At 64.1% G+C, this 25,395-nt stretch carries 24 protein-coding genes and 1 pseudogene; 12 read left to right on the top strand and 13 right to left on the bottom strand.

Annotated elements, in window-relative coordinates; all coding sequences use genetic code 11:
- The first annotated feature begins 81 nt into the window (after positions 1–81).
- The 12 genes from BM397_RS11725 to BM397_RS11675 all read left to right on the top strand — a co-directional run bounded on the left by BM397_RS11725 (position 82) and on the right by BM397_RS11675 (position 11,827).
- Positions 82–1,869 carry a pilus assembly protein TadG-related protein gene (locus BM397_RS11725; RefSeq protein ID WP_092424159.1) on the top strand — a complete coding sequence of 596 codons (1,788 nt, stop codon included), beginning with the start codon at positions 82–84 and terminating at the stop codon, positions 1,867–1,869.
- Positions 1,870–2,246: 377 nt separating this feature from the next.
- Positions 2,247–2,510, top strand: a complete 264-nt coding sequence (locus BM397_RS11720; protein WP_092424157.1) for a hypothetical protein — start codon at positions 2,247–2,249, stop codon at positions 2,508–2,510.
- Positions 2,511–2,757: 247 nt separating this feature from the next.
- Positions 2,758–3,840: a Flp pilus assembly protein CpaB gene (cpaB, locus tag BM397_RS11715; protein ID WP_092424155.1), complete on the top strand. Its 1,083-nt coding sequence runs from the start codon at positions 2,758–2,760 to the stop codon at positions 3,838–3,840.
- Positions 3,841–3,917: 77 nt separating this feature from the next.
- Positions 3,918–5,342 carry a type II and III secretion system protein family protein gene (locus BM397_RS11710; RefSeq protein ID WP_218124873.1) on the top strand — a complete coding sequence of 475 codons (1,425 nt, stop codon included), beginning with the start codon at positions 3,918–3,920 and terminating at the stop codon, positions 5,340–5,342.
- The gene (locus tag BM397_RS28965) at positions 5,329–5,526 is read left to right on the top strand and encodes an outer membrane protein assembly factor BamD (protein WP_143187060.1); all 198 of its coding nucleotides are present in this window, start codon (positions 5,329–5,331) and stop codon (positions 5,524–5,526) included. The genes BM397_RS11710 and BM397_RS28965 overlap by 14 nt, the downstream gene beginning before the upstream one ends.
- Positions 5,527–5,622: 96 nt before the next feature.
- Entirely contained in the window at positions 5,623–6,117 is a 495-nt protein-coding gene (locus tag BM397_RS11705) for a TadE/TadG family type IV pilus assembly protein (RefSeq protein WP_092424153.1), read from the top strand.
- On the top strand, positions 6,111–6,779 hold the full coding sequence (locus BM397_RS11700) for a TadE/TadG family type IV pilus assembly protein (protein WP_092424151.1): 669 nt from the start codon (positions 6,111–6,113) through the stop codon (positions 6,777–6,779). The genes BM397_RS11705 and BM397_RS11700 overlap by 7 nt, the downstream gene beginning before the upstream one ends.
- 26 nt (positions 6,780–6,805) lie before the next feature.
- Entirely contained in the window at positions 6,806–7,951 is a 1,146-nt protein-coding gene (locus BM397_RS11695; RefSeq protein ID WP_143015363.1) for a CpaE/TadZ family protein, read from the top strand.
- Positions 7,948–8,508, top strand: coding sequence for a L,D-transpeptidase (locus BM397_RS11690; RefSeq protein WP_245696056.1), 561 nt, complete (start codon positions 7,948–7,950; stop codon positions 8,506–8,508). The genes BM397_RS11695 and BM397_RS11690 overlap by 4 nt, the downstream gene beginning before the upstream one ends.
- Before the next feature lie 14 nt (positions 8,509–8,522).
- On the top strand, positions 8,523–9,917 hold the full coding sequence (locus BM397_RS11685) for a TadA family conjugal transfer-associated ATPase (RefSeq protein ID WP_092424147.1): 1,395 nt from the start codon (positions 8,523–8,525) through the stop codon (positions 9,915–9,917).
- A 1-nt stretch (position 9,918) separates the two neighbouring features.
- Positions 9,919–10,881 (top strand): type II secretion system F family protein, encoded by a 963-nt coding sequence (locus BM397_RS11680; RefSeq protein ID WP_092424145.1) that lies wholly within the window; start codon positions 9,919–9,921, stop codon positions 10,879–10,881.
- A 25-nt stretch (positions 10,882–10,906) separates the two neighbouring features.
- Positions 10,907–11,827 carry a type II secretion system F family protein gene (locus tag BM397_RS11675; RefSeq protein WP_092424143.1) on the top strand — a complete coding sequence of 307 codons (921 nt, stop codon included), beginning with the start codon at positions 10,907–10,909 and terminating at the stop codon, positions 11,825–11,827.
- A gap of 139 nt (positions 11,828–11,966) precedes the next feature.
- Here BM397_RS11675 and BM397_RS11670 read toward each other — a convergent pair whose 3' ends face one another.
- The 13 genes and pseudogenes from BM397_RS11670 to BM397_RS11610 form a co-directional block, all read right to left on the bottom strand.
- Complete coding sequence (locus BM397_RS11670) at positions 11,967–13,361, bottom strand: DUF8689 domain-containing protein (protein ID WP_092424141.1); 1,395 nt, start codon at positions 13,359–13,361, stop codon at positions 11,967–11,969.
- Positions 13,362–13,383: 22 nt separating this feature from the next.
- Positions 13,384–14,062: pseudogene (locus BM397_RS11665) on the bottom strand (IS3 family transposase); the annotation flags it as partial.
- Between the two features lie 127 nt (positions 14,063–14,189).
- On the bottom strand, positions 14,190–14,360 hold the full coding sequence (locus tag BM397_RS29305) for a hypothetical protein (RefSeq protein WP_176806608.1): 171 nt from the start codon (positions 14,358–14,360) through the stop codon (positions 14,190–14,192).
- A 441-nt stretch (positions 14,361–14,801) separates the two neighbouring features.
- The gene (locus BM397_RS11655; protein WP_092424139.1) at positions 14,802–15,356 is read right to left on the bottom strand and encodes a thioredoxin family protein; all 555 of its coding nucleotides are present in this window, start codon (positions 15,354–15,356) and stop codon (positions 14,802–14,804) included.
- Positions 15,357–15,408: 52 nt separating this feature from the next.
- Positions 15,409–16,119, bottom strand: a complete 711-nt coding sequence (rpe, locus tag BM397_RS11650) for a ribulose-phosphate 3-epimerase (protein ID WP_092424137.1) — start codon at positions 16,117–16,119, stop codon at positions 15,409–15,411.
- A 91-nt stretch (positions 16,120–16,210) separates the two neighbouring features.
- Positions 16,211–17,173, bottom strand: a complete 963-nt coding sequence (gene cbbX / locus BM397_RS11645; protein WP_092424135.1) for a CbbX protein — start codon at positions 17,171–17,173, stop codon at positions 16,211–16,213.
- A 118-nt stretch (positions 17,174–17,291) separates the two neighbouring features.
- Entirely contained in the window at positions 17,292–17,711 is a 420-nt protein-coding gene (locus BM397_RS11640; protein WP_092424133.1) for a ribulose bisphosphate carboxylase small subunit, read from the bottom strand.
- Positions 17,712–17,829: 118 nt separating this feature from the next.
- Positions 17,830–19,290, bottom strand: coding sequence for a form I ribulose bisphosphate carboxylase large subunit (locus tag BM397_RS11635; protein WP_092424132.1), 1,461 nt, complete (start codon positions 19,288–19,290; stop codon positions 17,830–17,832).
- A gap of 22 nt (positions 19,291–19,312) precedes the next feature.
- Positions 19,313–20,392: a class II fructose-bisphosphate aldolase gene (gene fba, locus BM397_RS11630; protein ID WP_092424130.1), complete on the bottom strand. Its 1,080-nt coding sequence runs from the start codon at positions 20,390–20,392 to the stop codon at positions 19,313–19,315.
- A gap of 20 nt (positions 20,393–20,412) precedes the next feature.
- A complete protein-coding gene (gene gap, locus BM397_RS11625; RefSeq protein ID WP_092424128.1) occupies positions 20,413–21,447 on the bottom strand; it encodes a type I glyceraldehyde-3-phosphate dehydrogenase in 1,035 nt (344 codons plus the stop codon).
- Positions 21,448–21,466: 19 nt separating this feature from the next.
- Positions 21,467–23,449 (bottom strand): transketolase, encoded by a 1,983-nt coding sequence (gene tkt, locus BM397_RS11620; RefSeq protein ID WP_092424126.1) that lies wholly within the window; start codon positions 23,447–23,449, stop codon positions 21,467–21,469.
- A gap of 14 nt (positions 23,450–23,463) precedes the next feature.
- Positions 23,464–24,336, bottom strand: coding sequence for a phosphoribulokinase (locus tag BM397_RS11615; RefSeq protein ID WP_092424124.1), 873 nt, complete (start codon positions 24,334–24,336; stop codon positions 23,464–23,466).
- A gap of 41 nt (positions 24,337–24,377) precedes the next feature.
- Positions 24,378–25,385, bottom strand: coding sequence for a class 1 fructose-bisphosphatase (locus BM397_RS11610; RefSeq protein WP_092424122.1), 1,008 nt, complete (start codon positions 25,383–25,385; stop codon positions 24,378–24,380).
- Between the last annotated feature and the right edge of the window lie 10 nt (positions 25,386–25,395).

Raw genomic sequence — 25,395 nt, 5'->3', positions numbered from 1 at the left:
TCGGTGTTTTATATGTGATTTGCACGGCCAGCTGCGCTCTGCCTCGCTCGCCTTGCGTTTGAATGAGTTTTGGGAGGGGTGATGCTTAAAGAGTTTCACGAGTCGGAAGACGGGGCGATTGTGATCCTGTCTCTCCTGCTTCTGCCGATTTTGCTCGGCTTCGGACTGATCCTCATCGATGCGGGGCGGGGCAACAGCGCCCATGGCGATCTGCAGGCTGCTGCGGATGCGATCGCGCTGGCGGGCGCGCGCGAACTGGACGGGGGCGCGGATGCGCTCGACCGGGCACGCACAGCGATGGCGCTGATCGACAATTCGGTCAGTCTGCTTGCGGTCCGGGACGACGACGGCACCGTCGATGAGAACGAGTTGCGCCTCGAGATTGCCTACGACGGGACCGACGCGCCGTTTCTCGTCCGCTTTCTGGACGCCATTCCCGATGACGACACGACGCCAATCACCGCAAGCTGGCTGACCGATCACGCCACGACCGATCCGTCCGACGCGCAATATGTCTATGTCTACGCACAGTCGCGGAACCTTCAGACGATCTTTGGCGCGCTCCTGCCCAAGCTGTCGCGGGGCGAGACAGCGGCGGTGGGCAGCCTGCCGGTCGGCGCAACCGCCGTGGCGAAATCGGAATCCGCCGCCTGCGACATCCCCCCGCTCTTTATCTGCAACCCGTTCGAGTATGACGCGTCCGGCAATTACGTCGGCGACGGTCTGCAGATGGCATTCCAGCGCGGCGATCTGCATGGCCGGATGATCCGGCTGCATCCTTCGGGCAACGAGACGCCGATGCCCGGAAACTTCGGCTTTCTGGATGTGAGCGATGCAGATGTCTCCGCCGATGCCGACCCGAGCGGCGGCGGGGCGCGGTCGATCAACGACTATTTTGCCGGTCAGCGGAACCGCACCTGCTACGGCACCGGTCTGGTGCGGACCAAGCCGGGTGCCAGCAATGGGGTGCGGACCGGGATCAACGCCCGTTTCGACATGTACGGCGGGCGCTACCAAAGCGGCGGCGTCAACGGGCAGGACGCATTCACGGTCCGCACTGCGCTGAACGTGCGAAAGGGCATCATGCCGGGCTCGCAGGGCAACAACATCGACGATTGCGTGATGCAGGGCAACTCCCTGGCGAATGGTACCGTGGTCGGGGACGATCACGTCTGGACGCCGGACGGGTTCAACGCCAACGGAGAGACTGATCCCGCCTACGGGTTGCCGGACAACCTCACGATGAACGCCCCGAACACCGGCGGGTTGGTGACCAGCGACGATGTTGCCGGGGCCTACATCGGTATCGGTGAATGGGCCGGTCAGACATATCTCGATCGCAACTACGGCGTGGATTTCATAGACTACGAGAGCATCCCGAGCTCGTTTCCGGGGGTCGCCGAGGGCTACAGCGGGCCCGGCACGGTCCAGGCCTCGCGCTACGACGTCTACCAGTACGAGCTGGAGACCGATGTCACCGTGGATGGCGTGACCATGCCGCTCTATCAGGTGCGCGCGCCGGGCGATGCCGATGAAGCCAACCCGACTCCGACGGGCGAGTCCGGCGAGGCGCTATGCCTCGCCCAAGGCAATGGCAACGGCAACAGCGGAGGCTCCGTGATCGTCACCGATCCGGACCCGCGCGTTCTGGTCGCCGCAATCATCGACTGCGGCGAGAACGCCGACGAGACCGGGCGCTCGGACCTGCCGGTCAACAGCTACGCCAGCATCTTCATGGCGCGGCCGATGATCAGCTACGCGCCGGGAATGGATATGACCATCGACGTCGAGGTGATCGATATCACCGGGTACGGCGGCAATGGCACGCTAGAGACCTTCATTCGCGAGGAATCGGTCCTCGTTCGCTGAAAGTAAGGGTTCTCCATTTTAATAATCGTGTGATTCGAATGCTTGTGATCCTGGCCTGATATCGATCCGTTGCACCGATTTTTGGTCAGGTCGAATTTAATTGCGGCATTTCTCTGGCTATAATTAGGGGTATTCAATCTTACGCCTTCCCGCTTTGGTTGAGTACCGTTTTCATTTTCGGGATAATTCCATCCTGCAGGTCGATTATCTGGAGAATTCTCGTCATATCGAACTTAATCCTTTTTTAATCTCGTCAAATGTGGCAGTTTGATGGATGAGGGGCAAAGAATTCGCATCCTTATAATATTAGCTAGAAGTCTGTCGAGTTTTCATGAGTGCGCTCATTTTGGGTGCTGTTCTTTTTTTGGGAGAAAGTTATGAACTTCGCTATCGTTTCTGCATATTGCGCAAACACTTTCCGCCGCCTTCGTGACGAGGAAGACGGCCTGGCTCTCACCGAATACCTGCTGCTGCTTGGCCTGCTCGTGGGCGGCATTATCGCTGCCGTTGGCCTCTTCGGGCAAAGCCTCAACGTCGGTTGGACAGGTTGGGCTGAATGGATGGAAGAGCAAACTGCGTCGGCATCCACAGACGCAGACGGTAACCCGATCGCGGCCGGTGGACTCGCCGCACCGGAATGATCGGGTCGAGCGTTGCTCGATAGTCGATAGCCCATGTGCGATTTCCATCGCGAGATGGATGTCTCAAAATTGGTAAACATGTGTGACCCTTTCTAGAGCTGGGGTCACACAAACCAAGTCAATCAGTTCATTGGAGGCCTGCCGATACTTGGATGTCGCGTGTATTGTGAATTCTCGCCTCACTGATCGCGCGCAGCGAAGCGTACGGCTTGGCACGCAGACGTTTTGGGAAAGCTAGGTTCTGCTCATGCGCATCTCAGTTTTAGTAAGTTTGTTCATTGCAATCTGTCTTGCCGTGATGGCCGTGGTCGGAGCGAAAGACTTCCTTGGAGAGCAGCAGCGCCGCCTGCTCTCTGACAACCGGCCCGCTGTTCCGCCCAAGCCAGAGCTGACCATCGTCGTGGCCTCGGAACCCATCAGTTTCGGCGAGCGTCTCGGCGCCGCAAAACTGCGCACAATCGCCTGGAGCAGTGACATCACGCCCGAAGGATCCTTCACCTCGATCGAGGATGTGGTGGGTCAAGATGACGATAACTCCGCCCGCTTCGCGCTGACCACCATGGCTCCCGGAGAGCCCATCCTCGCCACCAAGATCACGCTTCCCGGCCAGCGGGCTAAGCTGTCCACCGCGCTCACACCCGGCATGAAGGCCGTTTCGATCCGCGTCAACGACGTGCTCGGTGTCGCGGGCTTTGTCCTTCCGGGCGACCGCGTTGACGTGATGCTCACCCGCGCGAGCCGTGGGACGGAACCCTTCGTCGATATCCTGCTTCAGGGCGTCAAAGTCCTCGCCATTGACCAGATCGCGGACGAACTCAAGGACAAGCCCAGCGTGGTGCGCACGGTGACCTTCGAGGTGAACACCACCGAAGCGCAAAAGCTTGTTCTGGCTGGAAATGTCGGAACTCTGTCGCTGGCGCTGCGCAATGTCGGCTCTAACGATATCGAGAACAATGACCGCATCACCATGGCCGATCTGACCGAGTTTGACGTGGCCGAGGACCTGGCCCCGGTGGCCGTGAAAGCCGAGCCGAGCGTCGAAACGCAGAAGCTGGATGCCATGGAGGTGTTGCTGAAAAGCACACTCGACGGAATTTCCGACCGTCTGACCAGCGTCGAGGATAAAATTCAGAAGCCAGAACCCACCGAAATTGAGAAAATAGTAGAGCGTGTCGTGATTGCGCCCCCGGTGCCCACGAAAAAGGCGACGGTTGGCGTGATCCGCAATGGAAGACGTGACGTGTATAAGGTCGAACCGAGCTCTGCAGGCTCATATGGCGCGGAACCGCAACTCGCGCCAGAGTTGGTAAAAGTCCAGCTGGAAAACTAATAAAGAGAGTCTGCAGACCGGAGGGCAGAGCAGTATAAACACACAGGAGGGGTAGAATGCCACGGCGCATATCAATCTTGAAGAGGGCGAGCAGGCGCGCTCGGCAGGCCGCCGCCATCGCCGCAGTGGGAAGCCTCGCGCTTATTGCCGCGCCCGACGATCTCGCAGCACAAAGCCGCGACATCTATATCGATGATGGCACCGTGTCAAAAGTGGTTCTAGCACCCAGCACCACGCTCACGCTCAATACCGATGGCCCCTTCGCAGATATCGTCATAGGCGATGCGAACATTGCCGACGTTTTTCCTCTGACCGACAATTCCCTTTACATTCAGGCCAAGAGTTCCGGCCTGACGAACATTACGCTTTATTCGACCGAGAAGCAGCTTCTCGAGGTAATCGACGTGCGCGTGCAGGCGGACTTCAGCGACCTTGAGAACATCATCCGCCGCGCCGTGCCCAGTGCCCGGGTGGACGTTCTGAATGTGAACAACCGCATCCGCGTTTCGGGTGTGGTGAAAGACAATGTCGATCGTCAGCGTATCCTGCAGATCGCGTCTCAATATTCCCCCGATCCGGTGGTGGATGCGATCAAGGTCGCCAGCGCGCAGCAGGTTGAACTGGATGTGCGCATCCTCGAGGTCGAGCGCAATTCCGGCCGCAGCCTCGGGGTTGATCTGACCGGCACCCGGGAGAATGGCTCGACCGCCTTCCAGACCAACGGCGCAAGCTTCACCGCGCAATCGGGCACACCCTTTGGCTCGGCGGTTGGGGAATTGCTCGAGATTTCCGGCTTCCAGATCGACGTGGTGATCAACGCGCTGGAGCAGAAGGGGCTCGCACGCCGTCTTGCCAACCCCAAGCTGGTGACCACCAGCGGCATCGAGGCCAACTTCGTGGTCGGCGGCGAGGTCCCGATCAGCGTCGCCCAGGTGAACGAGAACGGCACAGCGGTGCAGAGCACCGATTACCGCGAATACGGTGTGCGCCTGAACTTCGTGCCGGTGGTGCTGGATGACCAGCTGATCTCGCTGCGCATCATGCCCGAGGTCAGCGATATCGATCCGTCGGTTTCGGTGAACGGCCAGCCCGCCTTCATCTCGCGCAAGGCCGAGACCACCGTCTCGCTGCGCAACGGGCAGAGCTTCGCCATCGCCGGCCTGCTGCAGGCCAACAATGCGCGCAGCGTCGATCAGGTGCCGTGGCTCGGGCAGATCCCGGTGCTGGGCACGCTGTTCAGCTCGCGCAGCTTCGAAAAGCGCGAGTCCGACCTGGTGATCCTCGTGACGCCGCGTCTGGTGGCGCCGGTGGGTCCGGACACGCCGCTGCGCTCGCCGCTCGACAACACCCGCTCGTCCAACGACATCGAGCTTTTCCTGCTCGGCATGCTGGAGGTCGATCGCGGCCTGCTGCGCCGCTTCCGCGAGGGCACCGGCGTTGTCGGTCCCTATGGCCACATGATCGATCTGGAGTTCGACGATGCCGTCATTGCAAAGAAGTAAGCCTCTCTTCGCGGCGATCCTTGCGGGGCTGACGCTCTCGGCGTGCGGCTCGGCGGATTACCTGAACAACTGGGATACGTCGGCGGCCCGCTCGGGCGACGCAATGATGGCCAATACCGCGATCCAGGAACTCGAGGCATGGCCGCCCGCTGCCTACAAGACCACGGTGGGCTCCGGCGGCTGAGCCGCCCCGCAAGATCAGCGGCTCCGGCGCCTAATTTCAGCCGGGGCCGCATAGCTTTTTAGTTTGTTTACACATGTTTGAAGGCGAGTATTTGCAATGCCTGCGCGCCGAGCATCAGTTTTCATCAAGGACGAGCGGGGCACCGTCTTCGTCGAGTTCCTGATCGTCTTCCCGGTCCTGACGTTCCTGTGTCTCGGCTTTTTCGAGTTCGCCAACATCCTGTGGGAACGCCAGCAGATGCAGGTCGGCTTGCGCGACGCCGCGCGGTACTGGTCTCGTTGCCGAACTGAGATTTCGGGCGCGTCCGCGACATGCACGGCCGACATCGCCCGCAATATCGCGTTCTACGGCAACCCGGCCGGCAGCGGGCGCCTGCGGGTGCCGGGCTGGGACGAGCCTGCGGAGATCAGCTTTGATCCCGAGCAGGACGAATTGCCGAACCGGGCGGTGCTGCCCGGAGAGCCGCCGGTGCGTCCTCTGGTCACCGTCAGTGGCAGCGTTGGCTATTCCGGCTTGCCATTCTTCTCGACGCTGCTCGATCGGTCGATCACGATCCGCCACAGCGTACAGATGAGGTATATCGGATGGTGACACGCGGCTCCCCCCGAAGCCTTGCCCGGCGGCGTTTCTGGGCGGAGAGTTCCGGCCTTGCGCTGACCGAGATGTTGTTGGTGTTCCCGATCTTCATCTTCGTCGTCGGGGCCATGATCGAGTTCGGCACCATGATGTTCCAATGGAACCAGACGGTGAAGGCGATGCAACTGGGCGCGCGGCTCGCGGCGGTGTCATCGCCGCTCACGGATATCTCGGCGCTCAACATCTACACCGCCGCCGTGGCCCCGGGTGATCCCGCGCCGCTGGAGGGCTTGTCGGTCAGTTGTGGCGCGGGCACCACTGCCTGCGATGCCACAGAGCTTGCCCGCCTGCTGACCGGCGGAGACGGGTGCGGTGATCTGAGTACCGGGGTGAGCGGGATCTGCGACGTGGCACCCTTCATCGGGGCCGAAAACCTGCGCATTACCTACTACAGGTCCGGGCTCGGTTACGTGGGCCGTCCGTTCGGACCGGTGGTGAGCATCACCTTGGAGGTCCGGAACCTCAATTTCGACTTCCTGCTGCTTGACGATCTGTCCCGCTTCTTCGCGCGTGACGAAGACCCGGTGCTGGGTGCCATCGCCATTCCCGCGCACCCGGTGACGATCACCAGTGAAGACATGTCGAGTTGCGCTGACCCGGAGGATTGTGAGGCATGAACATGAACGTGGAAAGCCCCAAGGCAATGGTCAACATCCCGATGACCCGAATGCTGCTGCTGTGCGGGGAGGGGGCGCAGCCGAGCGAGGTCGAGCCATTGGTGGAGTTCTCGCCACGCATCGTTGTCTCGCCACTCGATCCTGCGCGGCTCAAGGAGCAGCTTTCCGGCGGCAGTGCCGATCTTGTCGTGGTCAACCTGGCGCGCCTGTCGGAGGCGGAACTGTCGGTACTGGACGATATCCGGGCTCTTGCCGGACACTTGCCACTGATCGTGATTTCGCCGCAGCTGTCGCCCGAGGAGACCAGGCGCCTCTTCTCGCTCGACCTGCAGGACTGGTTGCCCAAGCCGCTGGAGGCAGGCGATCTCATCGACAGCATCCAGAAGGCGATGCGCAGCCGGCCCGTTACCACCAACCGCGTTCACGCGGTGATCTCGGCGGTGGGCGGTGCAGGGGCGACGACGCTCGCGGTGAGCATGGCTGATCTTGCGGCGACCCATTTTGTGAAGAAGCATGGGTCGGTTGCGCTCTTCGATCTCGATTTTGCGCTCGGGGACTGTGGGTACACGATCAACCTGATGAATGACTTCAACCTCGGCAGCGTCGCCTCCGCGCCGCGCCGCGTGGATTCCGAGTTCATTCGGGTGATCCAGAAGAAACACCCGAACGGCTTTTTCCTCTATTCTTTCAAGCGACCCGAACTGAACACCGAACTGAACGGATATGAACTGGTGCTGCGGATGCTGGATGCGGTGAGCGTCGAGCATGACCACACCTTCCTCGATATTCCCTACTACGAGACCGAGTGGCGCGAAGATGTCTTCTCGGCGGTCAACAGCTTCACGCTGGTGAGTGAACTGCACCTTCCGGCGATCAAGCACACGCTGGATCTCATCGAGCGCATCCGTGCTCTGCGCGGCCCAGAGGTGCCGGTGCATGTGGTGTTCAACAAACATCAGACCCGTCTCTTTGGTCAGCAGATCAGCAAGAGGCGCCTCAAGGAACTTTTTGAAGAGACCCCCTTTCACTTCGTGCCGCAGGCGCAGGGGCAGATCAGTCAGGCGACGGATCGAGGCGTGTTGCCCAGCGATGTCTCGCGGAGATCCGGGTTTCTCAAGGCGCTGACCAAGTACATGAAGGCGGTGCAAATGTCGGTGGAGGTCTCCTCGTGACGCAGCGTGCCCTCTCCCGGCGCAGTGTTCTGGCGCTCTCTTTGGCGACGCTCGTGCCCGCGCCGCTGCTGCGCGCGGAGACGGCGAAGGTTCCCCGCAGTCACGGCCCGCGCAGCATGCAGATCGTGCGCTACGGCGGCGGCGAGCCGCCGGGAACCATCATCATCTCGAATGCCGAGCGGACGCTGCTTCGGGTGCTGCCCGGCGGCAGGGCGGAACGCTACACCGTGTCGATCGGGCGCGAGGGCTTTAGCTGGACCGGCACGACATATGTCGGACGCAAGGAGGAGTGGCCGGGCTGGCGCCCGCCCTCCGAGATGCGCCAGCGCGACCCGTCCCTGCCGGGCTACGTGCCGCCGGGTCCGTATAACCCCTTGGGGGCACGGGCGCTTTATCTCTACAGCGGAGGGCAGGACACGCTCTACCGTATTCACGGAACGAACTCCGCCGGCACCGTCGGCGGATACGAGACGTCGGGCTGCTTCCGCCTCAGCAATGCGGATGTGCTCGATCTGTTTGGAAAGGTTGCGACCGGAACGAAGGTGATCGTGCGTTAACGAGGGAGTTGGTGATGGCAGGACGGTTTTTCAGAAAGGCACAGCTCGAGGCACCGGTGGCGAGCTCGGCCGAGGTGGTGGAGCTGAAGGCACCAGAGGCGCTGGCGCCGGCGAAACCCGCCATGGCGCAATACGAGGCGCCGGATTTCGTCAACGAGCGGGTCACGCTGCACCGGTTCCTGATCGACAAGATCAACCTGTCGATCCTCGACACGATGGAAGAGGATGAGATCCACGAGGAGCTGCGTCCGCTGGTGCGCAGCTATGCCAAGGAGCACAACTTCCCGCTCAGCGCCTCTGAGCTTGACGCGCTGATCGTCAGCATAGGCGACGAGATGCTCGGGCTCGGCCCGATCGAACCGCTGTTGGATGACGACACGATCAGCGACATCCTCATCGTCGGGGCGGGCACGGTTTTCGTCGAGCGTTTCGGCAAGCTCGAACAGGTGAAGATCCGCTTCAAGGACGAAGACCACCTGCTGCGCATCATCAACAAGATCGTCGCCTCGGTGGGGCGGCGCGTGGATGAATCCTCGCCGCTGGTGGATGCGCGCCTTGCCGATGGCTCGCGCGTGAACGTAGCGATCCGCCCGGTGGCGGTGGACGGGCCACAGGTCTCGATCCGAAAATTCGCCAAGCGGCCCTATTCGCTGGACCGGCTGGTGGACAACAACGCGCTGGCGCCGGGCATGGCGGCGCTGCTCGCCGCGGCAGTCGCGGGCAAGGTGTCGATCGTCGTTTCGGGCGGCACGGGCTCGGGCAAGACCACGATGCTCAATGCGCTGTCTTCTTTCATTCCTCATGACGAGCGTCTGGTGACCATCGAGGACGCGGCGGAACTGCAACTGCAGCAGCCCCACGTGGTGCGTCTCGAGACGCGCCCGCCGACGGTGGACGGGCGCAATGAGATCCTGCAGCGTGACCTCGTCAAGAACGCGCTGCGGATGCGCCCGGACCGCATCATCATCGGCGAGGTGCGCGGCGGCGAGGCCTTCGACATGCTGCAGGCAATGAACACCGGCCACGAAGGCTCGATGTCCACGATCCACGCCAACAACCCGCGCGATGCCATCGCGCGCATGGAGCAGATGGTGGGCATGGCGGGCATGCCGATGAGCCAGACCAGCATCCGCTCGCAGATCACCTCGGCGATTGATCTCATCGTGCAGCTCGAGCGTCTGCGCGACGGCACCCGCCGCGTCACCTCGATCGCCGAGATCACCGGCATGGAGGGCGACGTTGTGCAGCTGCAAGAGATCATGGCGTTCAAGCGCAGCGGCGTCGACGAGAACGGCAAGGTCCTCGGCAGTTTCCGGGCCACCGGCATCCGCCCGCGCTTCCTAGAAAATCTGCAGTCCTTGGGGCTCAAACTGAGTTCCGATCATTTCGATCCGTCGAAGGAGCTTTGAAATGCTGAACGCTCCCATCGTCATCTACGGGCTGGTCTTCGTCGCCGTGCTGATCCTTGCCGACACGGTGCTGCGCGTCGTCTTCGGCATTCGCCGCAACGCGCTTGAAGTGCGTAACCGGCTTGAAGCTTTGAAGCTGAAGTCGGGCGCGGAGGCGGCCCATACCGAACTGCTACTGCGTCGTGGTTCTGCCAAGCAGGGGGCGAATGCCTCGCTGCTGCAGGCGCTGCGCAGTTTCTACGCACAGTCTGGGCTGGAGATGACCACGCCGCGGCGCCTCCTTTGGCTGCTGGGTATCTACGCCCTTTGCTACTTGGCGGTTCACCTGTTCCTGCGCACGGGGCTGGCGGTCGATCTGGGCATCGCCTTCGTTCTCACCGTGGTGACGAGCGGGTTGCTCGTCTATCGCAAGCGCGCGGCGCGTATCAAGAAATTCACCAGCCAGCTTGCGCCCGCCATAGACATCATCGTGCGCAGCCTCAACGCCGGGCACCCGCTCAACGCGGCGCTGGCGCTGGTGGCCCGAGAGATGCCCGATCCCATCGGCTCGGAGTTCGGTATCCTGAGCGATCAGATGACCTTTGGCTCGGATCTCGATCAGGCGATGCTCAATATGATCGACCGGGTCGGCGCGGATGAGCTCAGCCTTCTGGCGGTGACGGTGAGCGTTCAGCGCGGCACCGGCGGCAATCTGTCGGAGATCCTGGAGAACCTCGCGCAGATGATCCGCGACCGCCTGATGATCAAGGCCAAGATCAAGGCGATCTCGGCGGAGGGACGGATCACCTCGTGGATCATGCTGCTGTTCCCCTTCTTCTTGTTCAGCATGATCCGCACGCTGGTGCCGGAATATTTCGACCCGGTCTGGGAGAGCGGTTACGGCACCATCGTGGTGTCGACCTGTCTGGTGCTGATGGGTCTCGGCATGGTGATCCTGCGCAAGCTGGTCAATTTCGATTTCTGAGGCGTCATGCCGAGGAGGTAAAACGATGAACGAGTATCTGGTTCTGGCGGCGGTCTTCACCGCGGTTCTGATCGCCACATTCGCGGTCCTGAACGCCCTGACGCAAAGGCGCGACGTCGAGCGCAATATCGAAAGTTCGCGTCGGCGCCGGCGCAGTGACACAGAGATCGACGAGCTTCTCGGGACCGGAAACGAGCGCCTGCGCTACTATCTCGACGTGGTGAAGACCAAGAAGAAGGACAGCCTCGAGATGCGTCTCGTTCAGGCGGGCTTCTTCTCGAAAAGCGCGGTTGCGAAATTCAACCTGATCCGGATGCTCGCCGCATTGATTGCCTTCGTCGCGCTGCAGGTGACGCTTCAGAAATTCGTGCCGAGTGCCAGCCGGGTGACCTTGCTGATCCTCGCGGCGCTGGCCGCGGCGCTTGTGTTCATCCTCGCCTCGGTGGTCCTCGAACGCATGGCCAAGAAGCGGATGCGCGAGTTCCGCAAGATCTTTCCCGACTTCATGGACCTGCTGCTGGTCTGTGTCGACGCCGGGCTCAGCATCGACGCGGCGGTGGACCGGGTGACGCGCGAGTTCCTGCAGACCGTCCCCGACTTCGGGGTGCAACTGTCGATCGTGAACCTCGAGATCCGCGCCGGGCGGCCCATGCACGAAGCGCTCTACAATTTTTCGGACCGGGTTCAGATCGAAGAGGCCCGCACCCTTGCGGTGCTGTTCCGCCAATCCGAGGAACTGGGCTCGAGCGTCAGCCGCACATTGCGCAGCTTTGCGCGCGAGATGCGCCAGATGCGCATCGTGAAGGCCGAGGAAAAGGCCAATGCGCTGCCGGTGAAGATGCTGTTCCCGATGGCGTTCTTCATGTTCCCGGTCAGCCTGATCATCGTTCTGGTGCCGATCACGATGACGGTCATCGAGATCCTTACCGGGCTCGCGCCGAAGTAGTCGGACACCCGCCAGGGCAGAATGTATACTGGCATCGCAGGTCACCGGGCCCCGATCCTATGGATACGGATATGCGGTCACCTGAAAATGACAAACGCCGGGCGGAATGCCCGGCGTTTCTGTTTGAGAGTTTTCGCTTTCAGCGCCGGTCGCGCCGTTTGCTTGCCGCGACGTTTCGCCAGGCCAGTTCCAGAAGGTCGAGCGACAGCTCCGGCTCGCGATCGAGGTAGCGGCAGGCGGCCAGGATGTGCCGCATCAGGAACCCGGGATGCGCGCCTGAGGTGACAAAGCCCGCCTCCTCGTATTTGCGGGCAAAGAAAACCTCCATCACCTCTGGCTGCCATGCGATCTGCAGGCTGTCGCAGGTGTCGCGAAAAATCTGGAGGTAGTCTTCCTTGGTGGGCGAGGGGACGTGGATCTTGAAGTAGATGCGGCGTAGCGCGGCGTCATCGCCCATCTCTTCGGGCAGCATGTTCGACGAGAAGACCACCAGCTGATCGAAGGGTACGCCGAACTTCTTGCCGGTGTGCAGCGACAGGATGTCGAAGCCTTTCTCCAGCGGCACGATCCAGCGGTTGAGATAGGCCTGCGGCGGCTCTGCCTGCCGGCCGAAGTCGTCGAGAACGAAGACCCCGCCGAGCGCCTTGAGATGCATCGGCGCCTCATAGAAGCGCGCCGTGTGCTCGAAGGAGAGGTCCAGCATATGCAGCATCAGCTCGCCGCCCGCGATGACCACCGGGCGATGGCAGGGCACCCAGCGCAGGTCGCCCCGCGGCTGATCCTCGGGCAGGTCCGCGGTCTGGTGCAGCGTCTCGTCGTAAAAGCGAATGATCTGATGGCCGACAAGGATCGCATAGGGAAAGCTTAGCACGTCGCGGAAGGACATCCCCAGCGCTTCGGCAAGGGACGTCTTGCCATTGCCCGGCTCGCCATACAGCAGCATCGAGCGCCCGGAGTTGGCCGCAGGCCCGAGCTGCGCCTTGAGAATATCCGGGATGACCAGATGCGACAGCGCTCGGTCGAGCTCCGAGCGGTGGATTTCCTCGTGGCTGATGGACTGGCGCCGGATCTGCGCCTCGAACGCCTCGAGGGTCACCGGGACGGGCCCGATGTATTGCGACAGGTTGAGCGCATCCAGCGCCCATGCCTTGCCGAGATCGGTCAACGTGTAGCGGATATCGGACTTGATGTCGGCGCTGTCGAGCCCCTGCGCCTCTACCAGCATCAGCGCGGTCATCTGCTTGATGAGCTGACGGCAGACCAGCTTGGGCAGTTTCACCACGTCGGCGATCTGCGCCGGGGTCAGCGTGCCGCCCGCGTGCAGGACCTTGCACAGGTGGTTGATCAGAAAACTCTCGGACAGCCCGGTCTCTTCGATGGTCTTGGGTGCGGTGCCGGGAAGAAAGAACTGGCCTTCGGGGTCTGCGGCGATGTCGTGGGGCTGCGGCGCGCTGGCTGCGTCGATCTCGGCCGGAATTGTCGGGAATGGCTGTTCTGAAACGGTCTCCTGAGGAGACTTCGAAAACAGTTTCACGATGGAATCCTTTCCAAAAATGTCACTCGCTAAGAAATGGTCGGTGAAAATACAGTCGCAGCAGTGTACCCCGCATCGGCGCATTTACGTAGCGAAAACTGCATGCATCGCGCGCGGGCTTGCGTTTTGGATTGCAGAACACCTCGAAGTAGTCGAACACGTCCCGCCGCGCCTCTTGGCGGGTCCGGTAGGCGGGGCGCCTGATCCTCTCGCGCTTGAGGAGGTTGAAGAAGCTCTCGGCGACGGCGTCGGTCGACTGGCGCGATTGCATGGACCATGCGACCACTCGGCACGAGAGCGGATCAATGACAACCGCCAGGTAAGCAAAGCCCTCTGGCGTGCGTATGCAGGTGATGTCACTCGCCATTGTCCTCGGACCGATTGCGGAGGATGTCTCGTCCGAGACCTTGTCCGGTTCCGCCACGTCGAGCTGCCGATCCAAGGTGTTGTCGAGCACGACCGAGGGTTTGCCACGATACTTCGGGGCGGCGCTTGCAGCCGATCTGTGCGGTGATCGCGGCCAGCCTGGTCAGGCGGGCAAAACGGTTCAGGCAGACGCTTTCGCCTTGCTCGAGAGGATCGTCATGCAGCTTGCGGTGGCCGCAGACCTTGCCGCTTCCGACAAAGGCCTGCTTCAGCAGTTCGGTCTGGCGGTTGTCATCCTTTGTGCGTTTGCTAAATTGCACCCTCACCCACGCATAGGAAACCGGTCGACACGGAGACCAATGAGCGGTCGAAACGTTGACGGTCCTTGCGATCCGCGCGTCAAGCAAAGAGCGCGCCGGCGCAGGTCGCCGGCGGGCTCGCAATTGGGACTACTTTCAGCTTTTAGGCGGTCGTTGCCTGATCGTGGCGCTCGCGGTGCATGGAGACGGCCTCGAGCAGAAGCTCAGGATCCTCTCCTGCCGGGCACACTTGCTGAGCGATATCGAAATCGGAAACCCCCTGTGCGAGCAGCTGCTCGATGGCGGTGGTTTGTGCTTGGTTGAAAATACCCATGTGAATGTTCTCCCTATTCAAGCCCAGCCATGCAGTCACCAAGGGGCGATTGGGCTCGTCCTCTGAGGAGTGTTGCATGTTCGGGGTAACCGCCAATTCTTGGCGGAGCCCCTTGCTAGCACAAAAAGAGAACAAGGCCAAGCAACTTGGAGGCGTCCGCAGTGCGGCATTTTCCCCGGCCGCGGCGGACGTCAAAGCGATGCAGTTGCACGAGGTTCGGATCGGTGTATCAGCCCGGAAAAAAGCGCGTAGAGATGCAGCCTCAGGGCGCTGCAGCAAGACAGACTAGGTCATATATGTAGGTATATTTGCCAGACGGCTGCCACTGCTGACAGGACGAACCGCAGGCGGCATGAACACCGAGCTTCGCATCTTCTGTGGCCGCTTGACGCGACGGATTGACCGGCTCGTCACCGCCAGACAGCTGCGCGGCTATATGGATCACACCGCCTTCCACTTGATCGAACAGCCCATCGACGGAACTTGTTCCTGCGGGCCGGTGCCGGTCTTGGCGACCTGCTTCATCGCTTCGAAGAGGTCGCGGCGGGTGCCCTCGGGCGCGGCATCCCTGCGCGAGGCGTCGAGCCGGCCGCGGTACTGCAGGCCGAGACCCGTATCGAAGCCGAAGAAATCCGGCGTGCAGGCGGCGCCATAGGCGCGTGCGACCTGCTGGCTCTCGTCATGGAGATAGGGGAAGGAAAAGTCCTTCTCCCGCGACATTTTCTGCATGTTCTCGAAACTGTCGCTGGGGTAGGCGGCGGCGTCATTGGCGTTGATTGCCACCACGCCGACGCCGAGCTCCTGCAACGCGCGGGCGTCCCGCAGGATCCGGTCGAGCACCGCCAGCACGTAGGGGCAGTGGTTGCAGATGAACATGACCAGCGTGCCCTTCGGGCCGCGCAGTTCTTCGAGGCTGTAGGTCCGGCCATCGGTGCCGGGCAGGGAGAAGCCGGGCGCGGCCCAGCCGAAATCGCACACGGGGGGAGAGACGGCCATGGCTTCGGCTCCTTGGGGCTTGCACGGGGTGATGTACAGGGTCTTGGATGGGTCAGGCCGCGTCGCGCGTGCCATGCGCGGCGGCGCGAATTGCCTGGATATTCTGCCCGTAGGGGGCCGGATCGTCCACCGTGCCGCCCCGGAACACCGCCGAGCCCGCCACCAGCACGTCGGCACCGGCCTCGACCACCAGCGGCGCGGTGGCGGGATCGACGCCGCCGTCGATCTCGATGTGGATCTCGCGGTCGCCGATCATCTCGCGTATCTTGCGCACCTGGGCGATCTGGCTGTGGATGAACTTCTGACCGCCGAAGCCGGGGTTGACGGTCATCAGGCAGACGAGATCGCAGAGATCCAGCAGCGGCGCGGCGGCTTCGACCGGCGTGCCGGGGTTGAGCGCGAGACCGGCCTTGGCACCTGTCGCGCGGATCGCCTGCAGCGTGCGATGGGTGTTCGCGCCGGCCTCGAGGTGGGCGGTGATGACGTCGGCGCCGGCGTCCGCAAAGGCCTCGATGTAGGGATCGACCGGGGCGATCATCAGGTGCACGTCCATGACCGTCGAGATATGCGGGCGGATCGCTTTCACCAGCGGCGGGCCGAAGGTGAGATTGGGCACGAAATGCCCATCCATCACGTCGACGTGGATCCAGTCGGCGCCCTGCGCCTCGACGGCGCGGATCTCGGCGCCGAAATTGGCAAAATCGGCGGAGAGGATCGAGGGGGCGATCTTCACGGTGCGGTCGAAGGGGTGGTCAAAACTCATCGGACGGCTCCTTTTGCCGAGGGTGCGGGGGGCGCTGCCCCCGTCCGCGTGCCGCGGACTCCCCCGGGATATTTCTGCCAAGTGGAAGCGGTCATTCGGCGGCCTGCCGCATCCGGCGATCCGCATCGAGCCCGCCGCGGAAGACGCGGGAGGCGCGCAGGTCGGCCTCGGTGATGGTCGAGAGCGCCTCGGTGCCAAGCGGGCCCTTCGCCTCGTTGAACAGCCGGTTGGCCTGGCGCAGCCGGGCGCGGTCTAGCGCATTGCGGATCGAGCGGGCATTGGCGAAATGCGGCTGGTGGCGGCGGGCGGCGATGTAGTCGGCCATGGTGGCGCGGGCGCCCTCGTCGAAGGCGTAGTTCTGCGCGCCGAGCATGATCTGCGAGATCTGCAGAAGCTCGTCGTCGCTGTAGTCGGGAAACTCGATGTGATGGGCGATGCGCGAGCGGAAGCCGGGGTTGCTCTCGAAGAAGCGGTCCATGCGACCCGCATAGCCGGCGAGGATCACCACGAGGTCGTCGCGGTTGTTCTCCATCACCTGCAGCAGGATCTCGATCGCCTCCTGCCCGTAGTCGCGCTCGTTCTCGGGGCGGTAGAGGTAATAGGCCTCGTCGATGAAGAGCACGCCGCCCATGGCCTTTTTCAGCACCTCTTTGGTCTTGGGGGCGGTGTGGCCGATGTATTGGCCCACGAGATCGTCGCGGGTGACGGTGACGAGATGGCCTTTGCGCACGTAGCCGAGGCGGTGCAGCAGGTCAGCCATCTTCAGCGCCACGGTGGTCTTGCCGGTGCCGGGGTTGCCGGTAAAGGACATGTGCAGGGTCGGCGTTTCGGTGGCGAGCCCCATCTGCCGGCGCGCCTTGTCGACCAGCAGCAGCGCGGCGGTTTCGCGGATGCGCGCCTTGACCGGGGCGAGGCCGATCATCGTGGCGTCGAGCTCGGCCAGAACCTCGCGCACGCCGCTGCCCTCGAAGGCGGCGGCGAGATCGACGGTGCTGGGGCGCTCGGGGTGTTCTGCGGGGGCTGGTTCGGTGTCAGTCTGCGGGGTCTCGGTCATCTCGGGCTCCGAACTCGGGGGGCTGGGGTGGGGCGTCCTGCTTGGACTGGAAGAGGACGCCCCGCTGCCCGCGCCCAAGGAGGTTCGGGCGCGGGAAGGGCTCGGGTGTAGAAGGGGCCTAGGCGTAGCGGCGGCCTTCGGGCGCGCGCACGGCGTAGCTTTCGATCGTGTAGCGGATGCTGCGGCCCTCGCCCTCCTGCCGCACGACGCGGAAGCCGGGCTCTTCGGCGGGACGGCCCGCGATGAAGCTCATGCGGATCGACTCCCAGCCGGCCGAGCTGTCGAAGGCGATGACGCGGATGTATTTCCCGCCATGCTCCTTGCGGCATTCATTGACCTCGAAGACCACGGCGGCGGCGTCGCGATTGTCGAACATCGGATGGCCCCACATCTCCCAGTAGGTGTTCCGCGGGTGCGGATCGTCGGTGTATTCGACCGACACGGCCCAGCCCTTGTCGATGGCGTATTGGGCCTGCGCGTGGATGTCGTCATCCGTCAGGTCGGGCAGGAAGCTGAACTGTCCTTGTCTCAGGCGCATCGGGGATCTCCTTTGGCGATCTGGCTCTGCCGGGGCGGCAGCGTGGCGGGATGAGGGGCCGAGGGCGCATGCGCCAGCGGCAGGGGCGGCGCGGCGCCCGGGGCGAGGGGCAGGCGGCTCATGCCGAGACCTCGGGGGTCGGCGCGAAGTCGGGCGCGTCGGTGGAGGCGTAGTTGAAGCTGACGTCCTTCCAGGTATCGAGCGCCTGCTTGAGCGGGGTGCAGCTGCGCGCGGCATCGCGCAGGATATCCGGCCCCTCGTTCCAGATGTCGCGCCCGGCGTTGCGGGCGAAGACCATCGCCTCGAGCGCCACGCGGTTCGCCGTGGCCCCGGCCTCGATGCCATGCGGGTGGCCGATCGTGCCGCCGCCGAACTGCAGCACCACGTCCTCGCCGAGATAGGTCAGCAGCTGGTGCATCTGCCCGGCGTGGATGCCGCCGGAGGCGACGGGCATCATCTTGTTGAGCGAGGCCCAGTCCTGGTCGAAGAAGATGCCGTTCTCCAGCGCCATCGGGTTCTTTTCCTCGCGGAAGATGTCGTAGAAACCCTTGGTCGTGGCGGGATCGCCCTCGAGCTTGCCGACCACGGTGCCCGCGTGCAGGTGGTCGACCCCGGCAAGACGCATCCACTTGGCGATGACGCGGAACGACACGCCGTGGCTGCGCTGGCGGGTGTAGGTCGAATGCCCGGCGCGGTGCAGGTGCAGGATCATGTCATTGTCGCGCGCCCATTTCGCCATGGACTGGATCGCGGTGTAGCCGATGACGAGGTCGATCATGATGATGACGCTGCCGAGCGACTTGGCGAACTCGGCGCGGGCGTACATCTCCTCCATCGTGCCGGCGGTGACGTTCAGATAGGTGCCCTTCACCTCGCCGGTGGCGGCAGAGGCGCGGGCCACCGCTTCCATGCAGTAGAGGAAGCGGTCGCGCCAATGCATGAAGGGCTGGCTGTTGATGTTCTCGTCGTCCTTGGTGAAGTCGAGCCCGCCCTTCAGCGCCTCGTAGACCACGCGGCCGTAGTTGCGACCGGAGAGGCCGAGCTTGGGTTTCACCGTGGCCCCGAGCAGCGGGCGGCCGTAGGCATTGAGCCGCTCGCGTTCGACCACGATGCCGGTGGCCGGGCCCTGGAAGGTCTTCACGTAGGCGACCGGCAGGCGCATGTCCTCGAGCCGCAGGGCCTTCAGCGGCTTGAAGCCGAAGACGTTGCCGATGATCGAGGCGGTGAGATTGGCGATGCTACCCGGCTCGAAGAGATCGAGGTCATAGGCAATATAGGCGAAGAACTCGCCCTCGGAATTGGGCACCGGATCGACGCGGTAGGCCTTGGCGCGGTATTTCTCGCAATTGGTGAGCCGGTCGGTCCAGACCACGGTCCAGGTGGCGGTGGAGCTTTCGCCAGCGACGGCGGCGGCGGCTTCGACCGGGTCCACCCCATCCTGCGGCGTGATCCGGAAGAGCGCGATGATGTCGGTGTCGGCGGGGGTGTAATCCGGCTCCCAGTAGCCCATCTGGGCATATTTCATCACACCGGCGGCGTAGCGCTTCTTGGCGTCGGTGACTGTGGACATGTCGTTCATCGGGGGTCCTCCTCAGGATGGTTCAGGCCGCGCGGTCGGCGGCGATGCGGGGGGCGAGCGCGCCGCTTGCGTAGCGCCGGGCCATGTCGTCGAGGCTGATCGGGGTGATCCTGCCGGCCTGCCCGGCGGTGCCGAAGCGCTCGAAACGGTCTGTGCAGAGCGCTTCAAGTTCCTTCATCGCGGGGATCATGAACTTGCGCGGGTCGAACTCCTCGGGCCTGTCCATCGCCACCTTGCGGAACTGGCCGGTCATCGCCATGCGGCAGTCGGTGTCGATGTTCACCTTGCGCACGCCCATGCGGATGCCGCGCTCGATCTCCTCCACCGGCACGCCGTAGGTCTGTGGCATGTGTCCGCCGCTTGCGTTGATCAGGTCCTGCAGGTGCTGCGGCACCGAGCTGGAGCCATGCATGACCAGATGCGTGTCGGGCAGCTTCTCGTGGATGGCGGCGATGGTCTGCATCGACAGGATGTCGCCGTCGGGCGCGCGGGTGAACTTGTAGGCGCCATGGCTGGTGCCGCAGGCGATGGCGAGCGCGTCGCATTGGGTGGCCAGCACGAAGTCCACCGCCTGATCGGGATCGGTCAGCAGCTGCGAATGGTCGAGCTTGCCTTCCGCGCCCGAGCCATCCTCTGCCGCCGCCTCGCCCGTTTCCAGCGAGCCCAGAACGCCCAGCTCTCCTTCGACGCTGGCGCCGACGGCATGGGCGGCGCGGGTGACCCTCGCGCTGATCTCGACATTGTATTCGTAAGACGCGGGGGTCTTCATGTCCTCCTCCAGAGAGCCGTCCATCATCACCGAGGTAAAGCCGTGGCGGATTGCCGAGAGGCAGGTGGCGTCGTTGTTGCCGTGGTCCTGATGCAGCACGATCGGGTTGCGCGGGTACATTTCCGCCAGCGCCTCGACCATGTGGCGCAGCATGATGTCACCGGCGTAGCTGCGCGCGCCGCGGCTGGCCTGCAGGATCACCGGTGCGTCGCAGGCCTCGGCGGCGCGAAGGATCGCCAGGCCCTGCTCCATGTTGTTGATGTTGAAGGCGGGCACGCCGTAGCCCTGTTCGGCGGCGTGATCGAGAAGCTGTCTGAGCGTGATGAGTGCCATGGGTCTCCTCCCTTCGGCGGTCAGGCGTCTTGCAGCGAGGCGCGAGCCTCGGCGCCGATGAGCTTGCCCATCGCCACGGCGGTGTCGGCCATGCGGTTGGAAAAGCCCCATTCGTTGTCGTACCAGGACAGGATCCGCACCATCCGCCCGGCCATGACCTTGGTCTGGTCCATGTGGAACACCGAGCTGTGCGGGTCGTGGTTGAAGTCGGTCGAGACATTGGGCTGATCGGTGTAGCCCAGCACGCCCTTGAGCGGCCCGTCGGCGGCGGCGCGGATCGCGGCGTTGACCTCCTCGACCGTGGTGTCGCGCGAGGCCTCGAACACCAGATCGACGACCGATACATTGGGCGTCGGCACCCGGATCGCCACGCCGTCGAGCTTGCCGTTCAGGTCCGGCAGCACGAGGCCGACGGCCTTGGCGGCACCGGTGCTGGTGGGGATCATCGACTGCGCGGCGGCGCGGGCGCGGTAGAGGTCCTTGTGCATCGTGTCCAGCGTCGGCTGATCGCCGGTGTAGCTGTGGATCGTGGTCATGAAGCCCTTTTCGATGCCGATCGCGTCGTTCAGCGCCTTGGCCACGGGCGAGAGGCAGTTGGTGGTGCAGGAGGCGTTCGAGACGACAACGTGTTCAGCGCGTAGCTCGCGGTGGTTGACGCCGTAGACCACCGTCTTGTCCGCGCCCTCGGCGGGGGCCGAGACCAGCACGCGCTTTGATCCGTTCTGCAGGTGCAGCGCCGCCTTGTCGCGGTCGGTGAAGAGGCCGGTGCATTCGAGCGCCACGTCGACGCCCTCCCACGGCAGATCCGCGGGGTTGCGCAGCGCGGTCACCTCGATCGGCCCGCGCCCGAGGTCGATGGTGCTGCCGCGTACCGTCACCTCACCGGGGAAGCGGCCGTGCACGCTGTCGAAGCGCAGCAGATGGGCGTTGGTCTCGACCGGGCCGAGGTCGTTGATCGCGACCACCTCGATGTCGGTGCGGCCCGATTCCGCGACGGCGCGGAGCACATTTCTCCCGATACGGCCGAAGCCGTTTATGGCTACCCTGACTGTCATCCCTGATCCTTTTCCTGATCTACTGCAGGTTCTTGGCGAGGCGGGTGACCGCCTCCGCGGTGATGCCGAAATGGCGGTAGAGGTCCGGGGCGGGCGCCGAGGCGCCAAAGCCGGTCATGCCGACGAAGCCGTCCTCGGGGCGCAGCATGAGGCACCAGCCCTGGCGGACCGCGGCCTCGATGCCGATGCGCGGGGCCTCGCCGAGGATCTCGGCGCGATACTCGGGCGGCTGCTGCTCGAAAAGCTCGAAGCAGGGGGCCGAGACAACCGCGGCGCTGATGCCCTCCTCGGCCAACAGATCGGCGGCGGCGAGCGCCAGTTCGACCTCGGAACCGGTGGCGATGAGCGTCACGTCGCGCTTCGCCCCCCCCTTCAGCACGTAAGCGCCGCGGGCGGCGAGGTTGGTCTCGACGTGGCGAGTGCGCACGGTGGGCAGCCCCTGCCGCGACAGGCAGAGCACCGAGGGCGTGCGCTCCTGCTCCAACGCCAGCGCCCAGGACTCGGCGGTCTCCACCGCGTCGGCGGGGCGGAAGACCAGCATGTTCGGCATGGCGCGCAGGCTGGCGATGGTCTCGACCGGCTGGTGCGTCGGGCCATCCTCGCCGAGGCCGATGCTGTCATGGGTCATCACGTAGGCGACGGGCACACCCATCAGCGCCGAGAGCCGCATCGCCGGGCGGCAGTAGTCGGCGAAGGCGAGGAAGGTGCCACCGTAGGGCTTCAGCCCGCCGTGCAGCGCGATGCCGTTCATCGCCGCGGCCATGCCATGCTCGCGGATGCCGTAGTGGATGTAGTCGCCCGAGTAATCGGCGGCGCTCACCGGGCGCATTCCCTTGGTGCGAGTGTTGTTCGAGCCGGTGAGATCCGCCGAGCCGCCGACGGTATTGGGCAGCGTGCCGTTGACGACCTCGAGCGCCATCTCGCTGGCCTTGCGGGTCGCCACCTTGGGGGCGTCCTGCGAGAGGCGATGCTTATGGGCGTTGATGGCGGCGTCGAGCGCCTTGGCATCCACCGGGGCAAAAGCGGCGCGGAAGGCTTCGGCCTGCGGGTCATCCCCGAGCCTGCGGGTCCAGGCCCGCCGCGCCTCGCCGCCGCGCGCGGCCACGGTGCGCCATGCGTCCGTGACCTCAGGCGGGATCTCGAAGGCCGGGAGGGACCAGTCGAGGGCCTCGCGCGCGGCGGCGATTTCTTCGGCACCCAGCGGGGCGCCATGCACGTCGTGCGAGCCCTGCTTGTTGGGCGCGCCGTAACCGATCACCGTGCGGCAGGCGATCATCGAGGGACGCGGATCGGCCCGCGCCATCTCGATTGCGGCGGCGATGGCTTCCTTGTCGTGGCCGTCCACTGCCTGCACATGCCAGCCCGCGGCGCGGAAGCGCGCCTGCTGGTCGGTCGAGGTCGAAAGCTCGGTGCCGCCGTCGATGGTGATGCGGTTGTCGTCCCAGAGCAGGATCAGCCGTGACAGGCTCAGGTGGCCGGCGAGGTCGATGGCCTCGTGGCTGATGCCCTCCATCAGGCAGCCGTCGCCCGCGATGACATATGTGTAGTGGTCCATCAGCGCATCACTGAAGCGGGCGTTCAGCATGCGCTCTGCCAGCGCCATGCCGACGGCGGTCGAGATGCCTTGTCCGAGCGGGCCCGTGGTGGTCTCGATGCCCTTGGCGTGGCGGTATTCCGGGTGTCCGGCGGTGCGCGATCCGAGTTGGCGGAAGCGCTTGATCTGCTCCATCGGCATGTCGTCATAGCCGAGCAGATGGTGGATCGCATAGACCAGCATCGAGCCATGCCCGGCGCTCATCACGAAGCGGTCGCGGTCGGGCCAGCGGGGCTCCTTCGGGTCGAGCGTGATGAAGCGGTTGAACAGCACCGTCGCCACGTCGGCCATGCCCATCGGCGCGCCGGGATGGCCCGAGTTCGCCTGCTGCACCGCGTCCATGGTCAGCGCGCGGATCGCATTGGCCATGAGGTCTTCGATGGCGGTGACCTTGGTCTGAACGTTCATGTCGTCTCCTCCAATCAGGCGCGCTTGCTCTCGGTGACGAGGCGCTGGACCATGGGCGTGAAGATGAGCTGCATCGCCAGATCCATCTTGCCGCCGGGGATCACGATGGAATTGGCGCGGCTCATCCAGCTGTTCTGGATCATCGAGGTGAGATACGGGAAATCGATCCCCCGGGGGCTGCGGAAGCGGATCACCACGAGGCTCTCGTCGGCGGTGGGAATCCAGCGGGCGATGAACGGGTCCGAGGTGTCGACCACCGGCACGCGCTGGAAGTTCACGTCGGTCTGGATGAACTGCGGGCAGATGCAGTGCACATAGGCGTGCATCCGGCGCAGGATGGTGTCTGTGACTGCCTCGGTGGTGTAGCCGCGGCTGGCCTTGTCGCGGTGGATCTTCTGGATCCATTCAAGGTTGATTACCGGCACCACGCCGATCTTGAGGTCCGCCAGCGCTGCAAGGTTGACCTCGTCACTGGCCACCGCGCCATGCAGCCCCTCGTAGAAGAGCAGGTCGCTGCCCTGATCGAAACTTTCCCAGTCGGTGAAGTTCCCCGGCGGGGTGCCCCAGCGCGCGGCTTCGCCCTCGTCGTGCACGTAGTGACGGGTGCGGCCGGTGCCGGTCTCTCCGTAGGTGCGGAAGATGTCCTCGAGCTCCCCCAGCTCATTCGCATCATAGGAAAAATGCGAGAAGGTCTCGTCCCCGGCGGACTTGCGCGCTTCCAGCTCGGCCTTCATGTCGGCGCGGTTGTAGCGGTGGAAGGCGTCGCCCTCGATGCTGACCGCGGTGATCCCCTCACGACGGAAGATCTGGTCGAAGGTCGCCTTGACCGTGGTCGTGCCCGCGCCCGAAGAGCCGGTGACGGAGATGATGGGATGCTTCTTGCTCATGGGTCATTTTGGTCCGTGAAACTCGGGTCTGGGTCGCAGGCTCAGGCGCGGAACAGGCCGCGGTTGCCGAAGAGGGCAGAGACCTCCTGGTCCGGCAGGTCGTGGTAGGCGGTGACGTGATCCACCTTGCCCGCCGAGCCGAAGACGAAAGGCGTGCGCGCGTGCAGGCTCTGGGGGATCAGGTCGAGAATGCGGGTGGTTCCGTCGGTGGCGCGGCCCTGCGCGGCCTCGATCAGCAGGGCGATCGGGGCGCATTCATAGACCATGCGCAGCCGTCCGGCCTCGTAGCCGGGGCGGGCGTCGGACGGGTAGAGGAACAGCCCGCCGCGCATCAGGATGCGGTGGGTCTCGGCCACCAGCGAGGCGATCCAGCGCATGTTGAAGTTGCAGGCGCGGGGCCCCTCGGCCCCGGCGAGGCAATCGTCGATGTAGGCGCGGATCGGCTTCGACCAGTGGCGGTAGTTCGAGGCGTTGATCGCGAACTCGGTGCTGCCGCCGTCGATGGTCACGGCCGGATCGAGCAGGATAAAGGTGTTCGTTTCGGGATCGAGAATGTGATGCTGCAGCGTGGCGCCGAAACTCAGCATCAGCATCACCTGCGGGCCGTAGATCACGTAGCCGGCAGCCAGTTGTTCATGCCCGGGGCGGAGGAAGGTCTCCGCCCCGGTCTCGCGGGCGGCACGCAGGGAGAAGATCGTGCCGATGGAGACGTTGGTCTCGATGTTCGAGGAGCCGTCGAGCGGGTCGATGGCCAGTGCCAGCGTGCCCTCGGGGTTGAGCAGGACCGGCTCGGTGCGCTCCTCCGAGGCATACCAGCGCACGTCGGTGCCGCGGATCGCTTCGGCAAAGGCCTCGTCGGCGATCACGTCGAGCGCCTTCTGCGCGTCGCCATCCGCGTTGTCGCCGACGGGGGCGTGCATCTGGCCTTCGAGCGGGCCCCGGGCGATGCGGTGGGCAAGGTCGCGGGCGACCCGACCAATGGCCTCGAGGGCAGGGCGCAGGGCAGCCGGGATCGGTGCCCCCGCGGGGAATGCTTGGGTGTCGGTCATCAAGGCCTCC

It is taken from the genome of Alloyangia pacifica (assembly GCF_900116195.1).
GTDB lineage: Bacteria > Pseudomonadota > Alphaproteobacteria > Rhodobacterales > Rhodobacteraceae > Salipiger > Salipiger pacificus.
This window is presented reverse-complemented; position numbering and strand designations above follow the sequence as displayed.

Bases quoted from the DNA above. Each gene is read 5' to 3' on its own strand.
- BM397_RS11700 (WP_092424151.1), top strand. From the start codon at position 6,111: ATGGTGACACGCGGCTCCCCCCGAAGCCTTGCCCGGCGGCGTTTCTGG.
- gap (WP_092424128.1), bottom strand. From the start codon at position 21,447: ATGACAGTCAGGGTAGCCATAAACGGCTTCGGCCGTATCGGGAGAAAT.
- BM397_RS11615 (WP_092424124.1), bottom strand. From the start codon at position 24,336: ATGAGCAAGAAGCATCCCATCATCTCCGTCACCGGCTCTTCGGGCGCG.
- cbbX (WP_092424135.1), bottom strand. From the start codon at position 17,173: ATGACCGAGACCCCGCAGACTGACACCGAACCAGCCCCCGCAGAACAC.
- BM397_RS11680 (WP_092424145.1), top strand. From the start codon at position 9,919: ATGCTGAACGCTCCCATCGTCATCTACGGGCTGGTCTTCGTCGCCGTG.
- BM397_RS29305 (WP_176806608.1), bottom strand. From the start codon at position 14,360: ATGGGTATTTTCAACCAAGCACAAACCACCGCCATCGAGCAGCTGCTC.
- BM397_RS11610 (WP_092424122.1), bottom strand. From the start codon at position 25,385: ATGACCGACACCCAAGCATTCCCCGCGGGGGCACCGATCCCGGCTGCC.
- BM397_RS11695 (WP_143015363.1), top strand. From the start codon at position 6,806: ATGGTCAACATCCCGATGACCCGAATGCTGCTGCTGTGCGGGGAGGGG.
- BM397_RS11720 (WP_092424157.1), top strand. From the start codon at position 2,247: ATGAACTTCGCTATCGTTTCTGCATATTGCGCAAACACTTTCCGCCGC.
- BM397_RS11725 (WP_092424159.1), top strand. From the start codon at position 82: ATGCTTAAAGAGTTTCACGAGTCGGAAGACGGGGCGATTGTGATCCTG.
- BM397_RS11705 (WP_092424153.1), top strand. From the start codon at position 5,623: ATGCCTGCGCGCCGAGCATCAGTTTTCATCAAGGACGAGCGGGGCACC.
- tkt (WP_092424126.1), bottom strand. From the start codon at position 23,449: ATGAACGTTCAGACCAAGGTCACCGCCATCGAAGACCTCATGGCCAAT.
- BM397_RS11635 (WP_092424132.1), bottom strand. From the start codon at position 19,290: ATGAACGACATGTCCACAGTCACCGACGCCAAGAAGCGCTACGCCGCC.
- BM397_RS11655 (WP_092424139.1), bottom strand. From the start codon at position 15,356: ATGGCCGTCTCTCCCCCCGTGTGCGATTTCGGCTGGGCCGCGCCCGGC.
- fba (WP_092424130.1), bottom strand. From the start codon at position 20,392: ATGGCACTCATCACGCTCAGACAGCTTCTCGATCACGCCGCCGAACAG.
- BM397_RS11640 (WP_092424133.1), bottom strand. From the start codon at position 17,711: ATGCGCCTGAGACAAGGACAGTTCAGCTTCCTGCCCGACCTGACGGAT.
- rpe (WP_092424137.1), bottom strand. From the start codon at position 16,119: ATGAGTTTTGACCACCCCTTCGACCGCACCGTGAAGATCGCCCCCTCG.
- BM397_RS11685 (WP_092424147.1), top strand. From the start codon at position 8,523: ATGGCAGGACGGTTTTTCAGAAAGGCACAGCTCGAGGCACCGGTGGCG.
- BM397_RS11675 (WP_092424143.1), top strand. From the start codon at position 10,907: ATGAACGAGTATCTGGTTCTGGCGGCGGTCTTCACCGCGGTTCTGATC.
- cpaB (WP_092424155.1), top strand. From the start codon at position 2,758: ATGCGCATCTCAGTTTTAGTAAGTTTGTTCATTGCAATCTGTCTTGCC.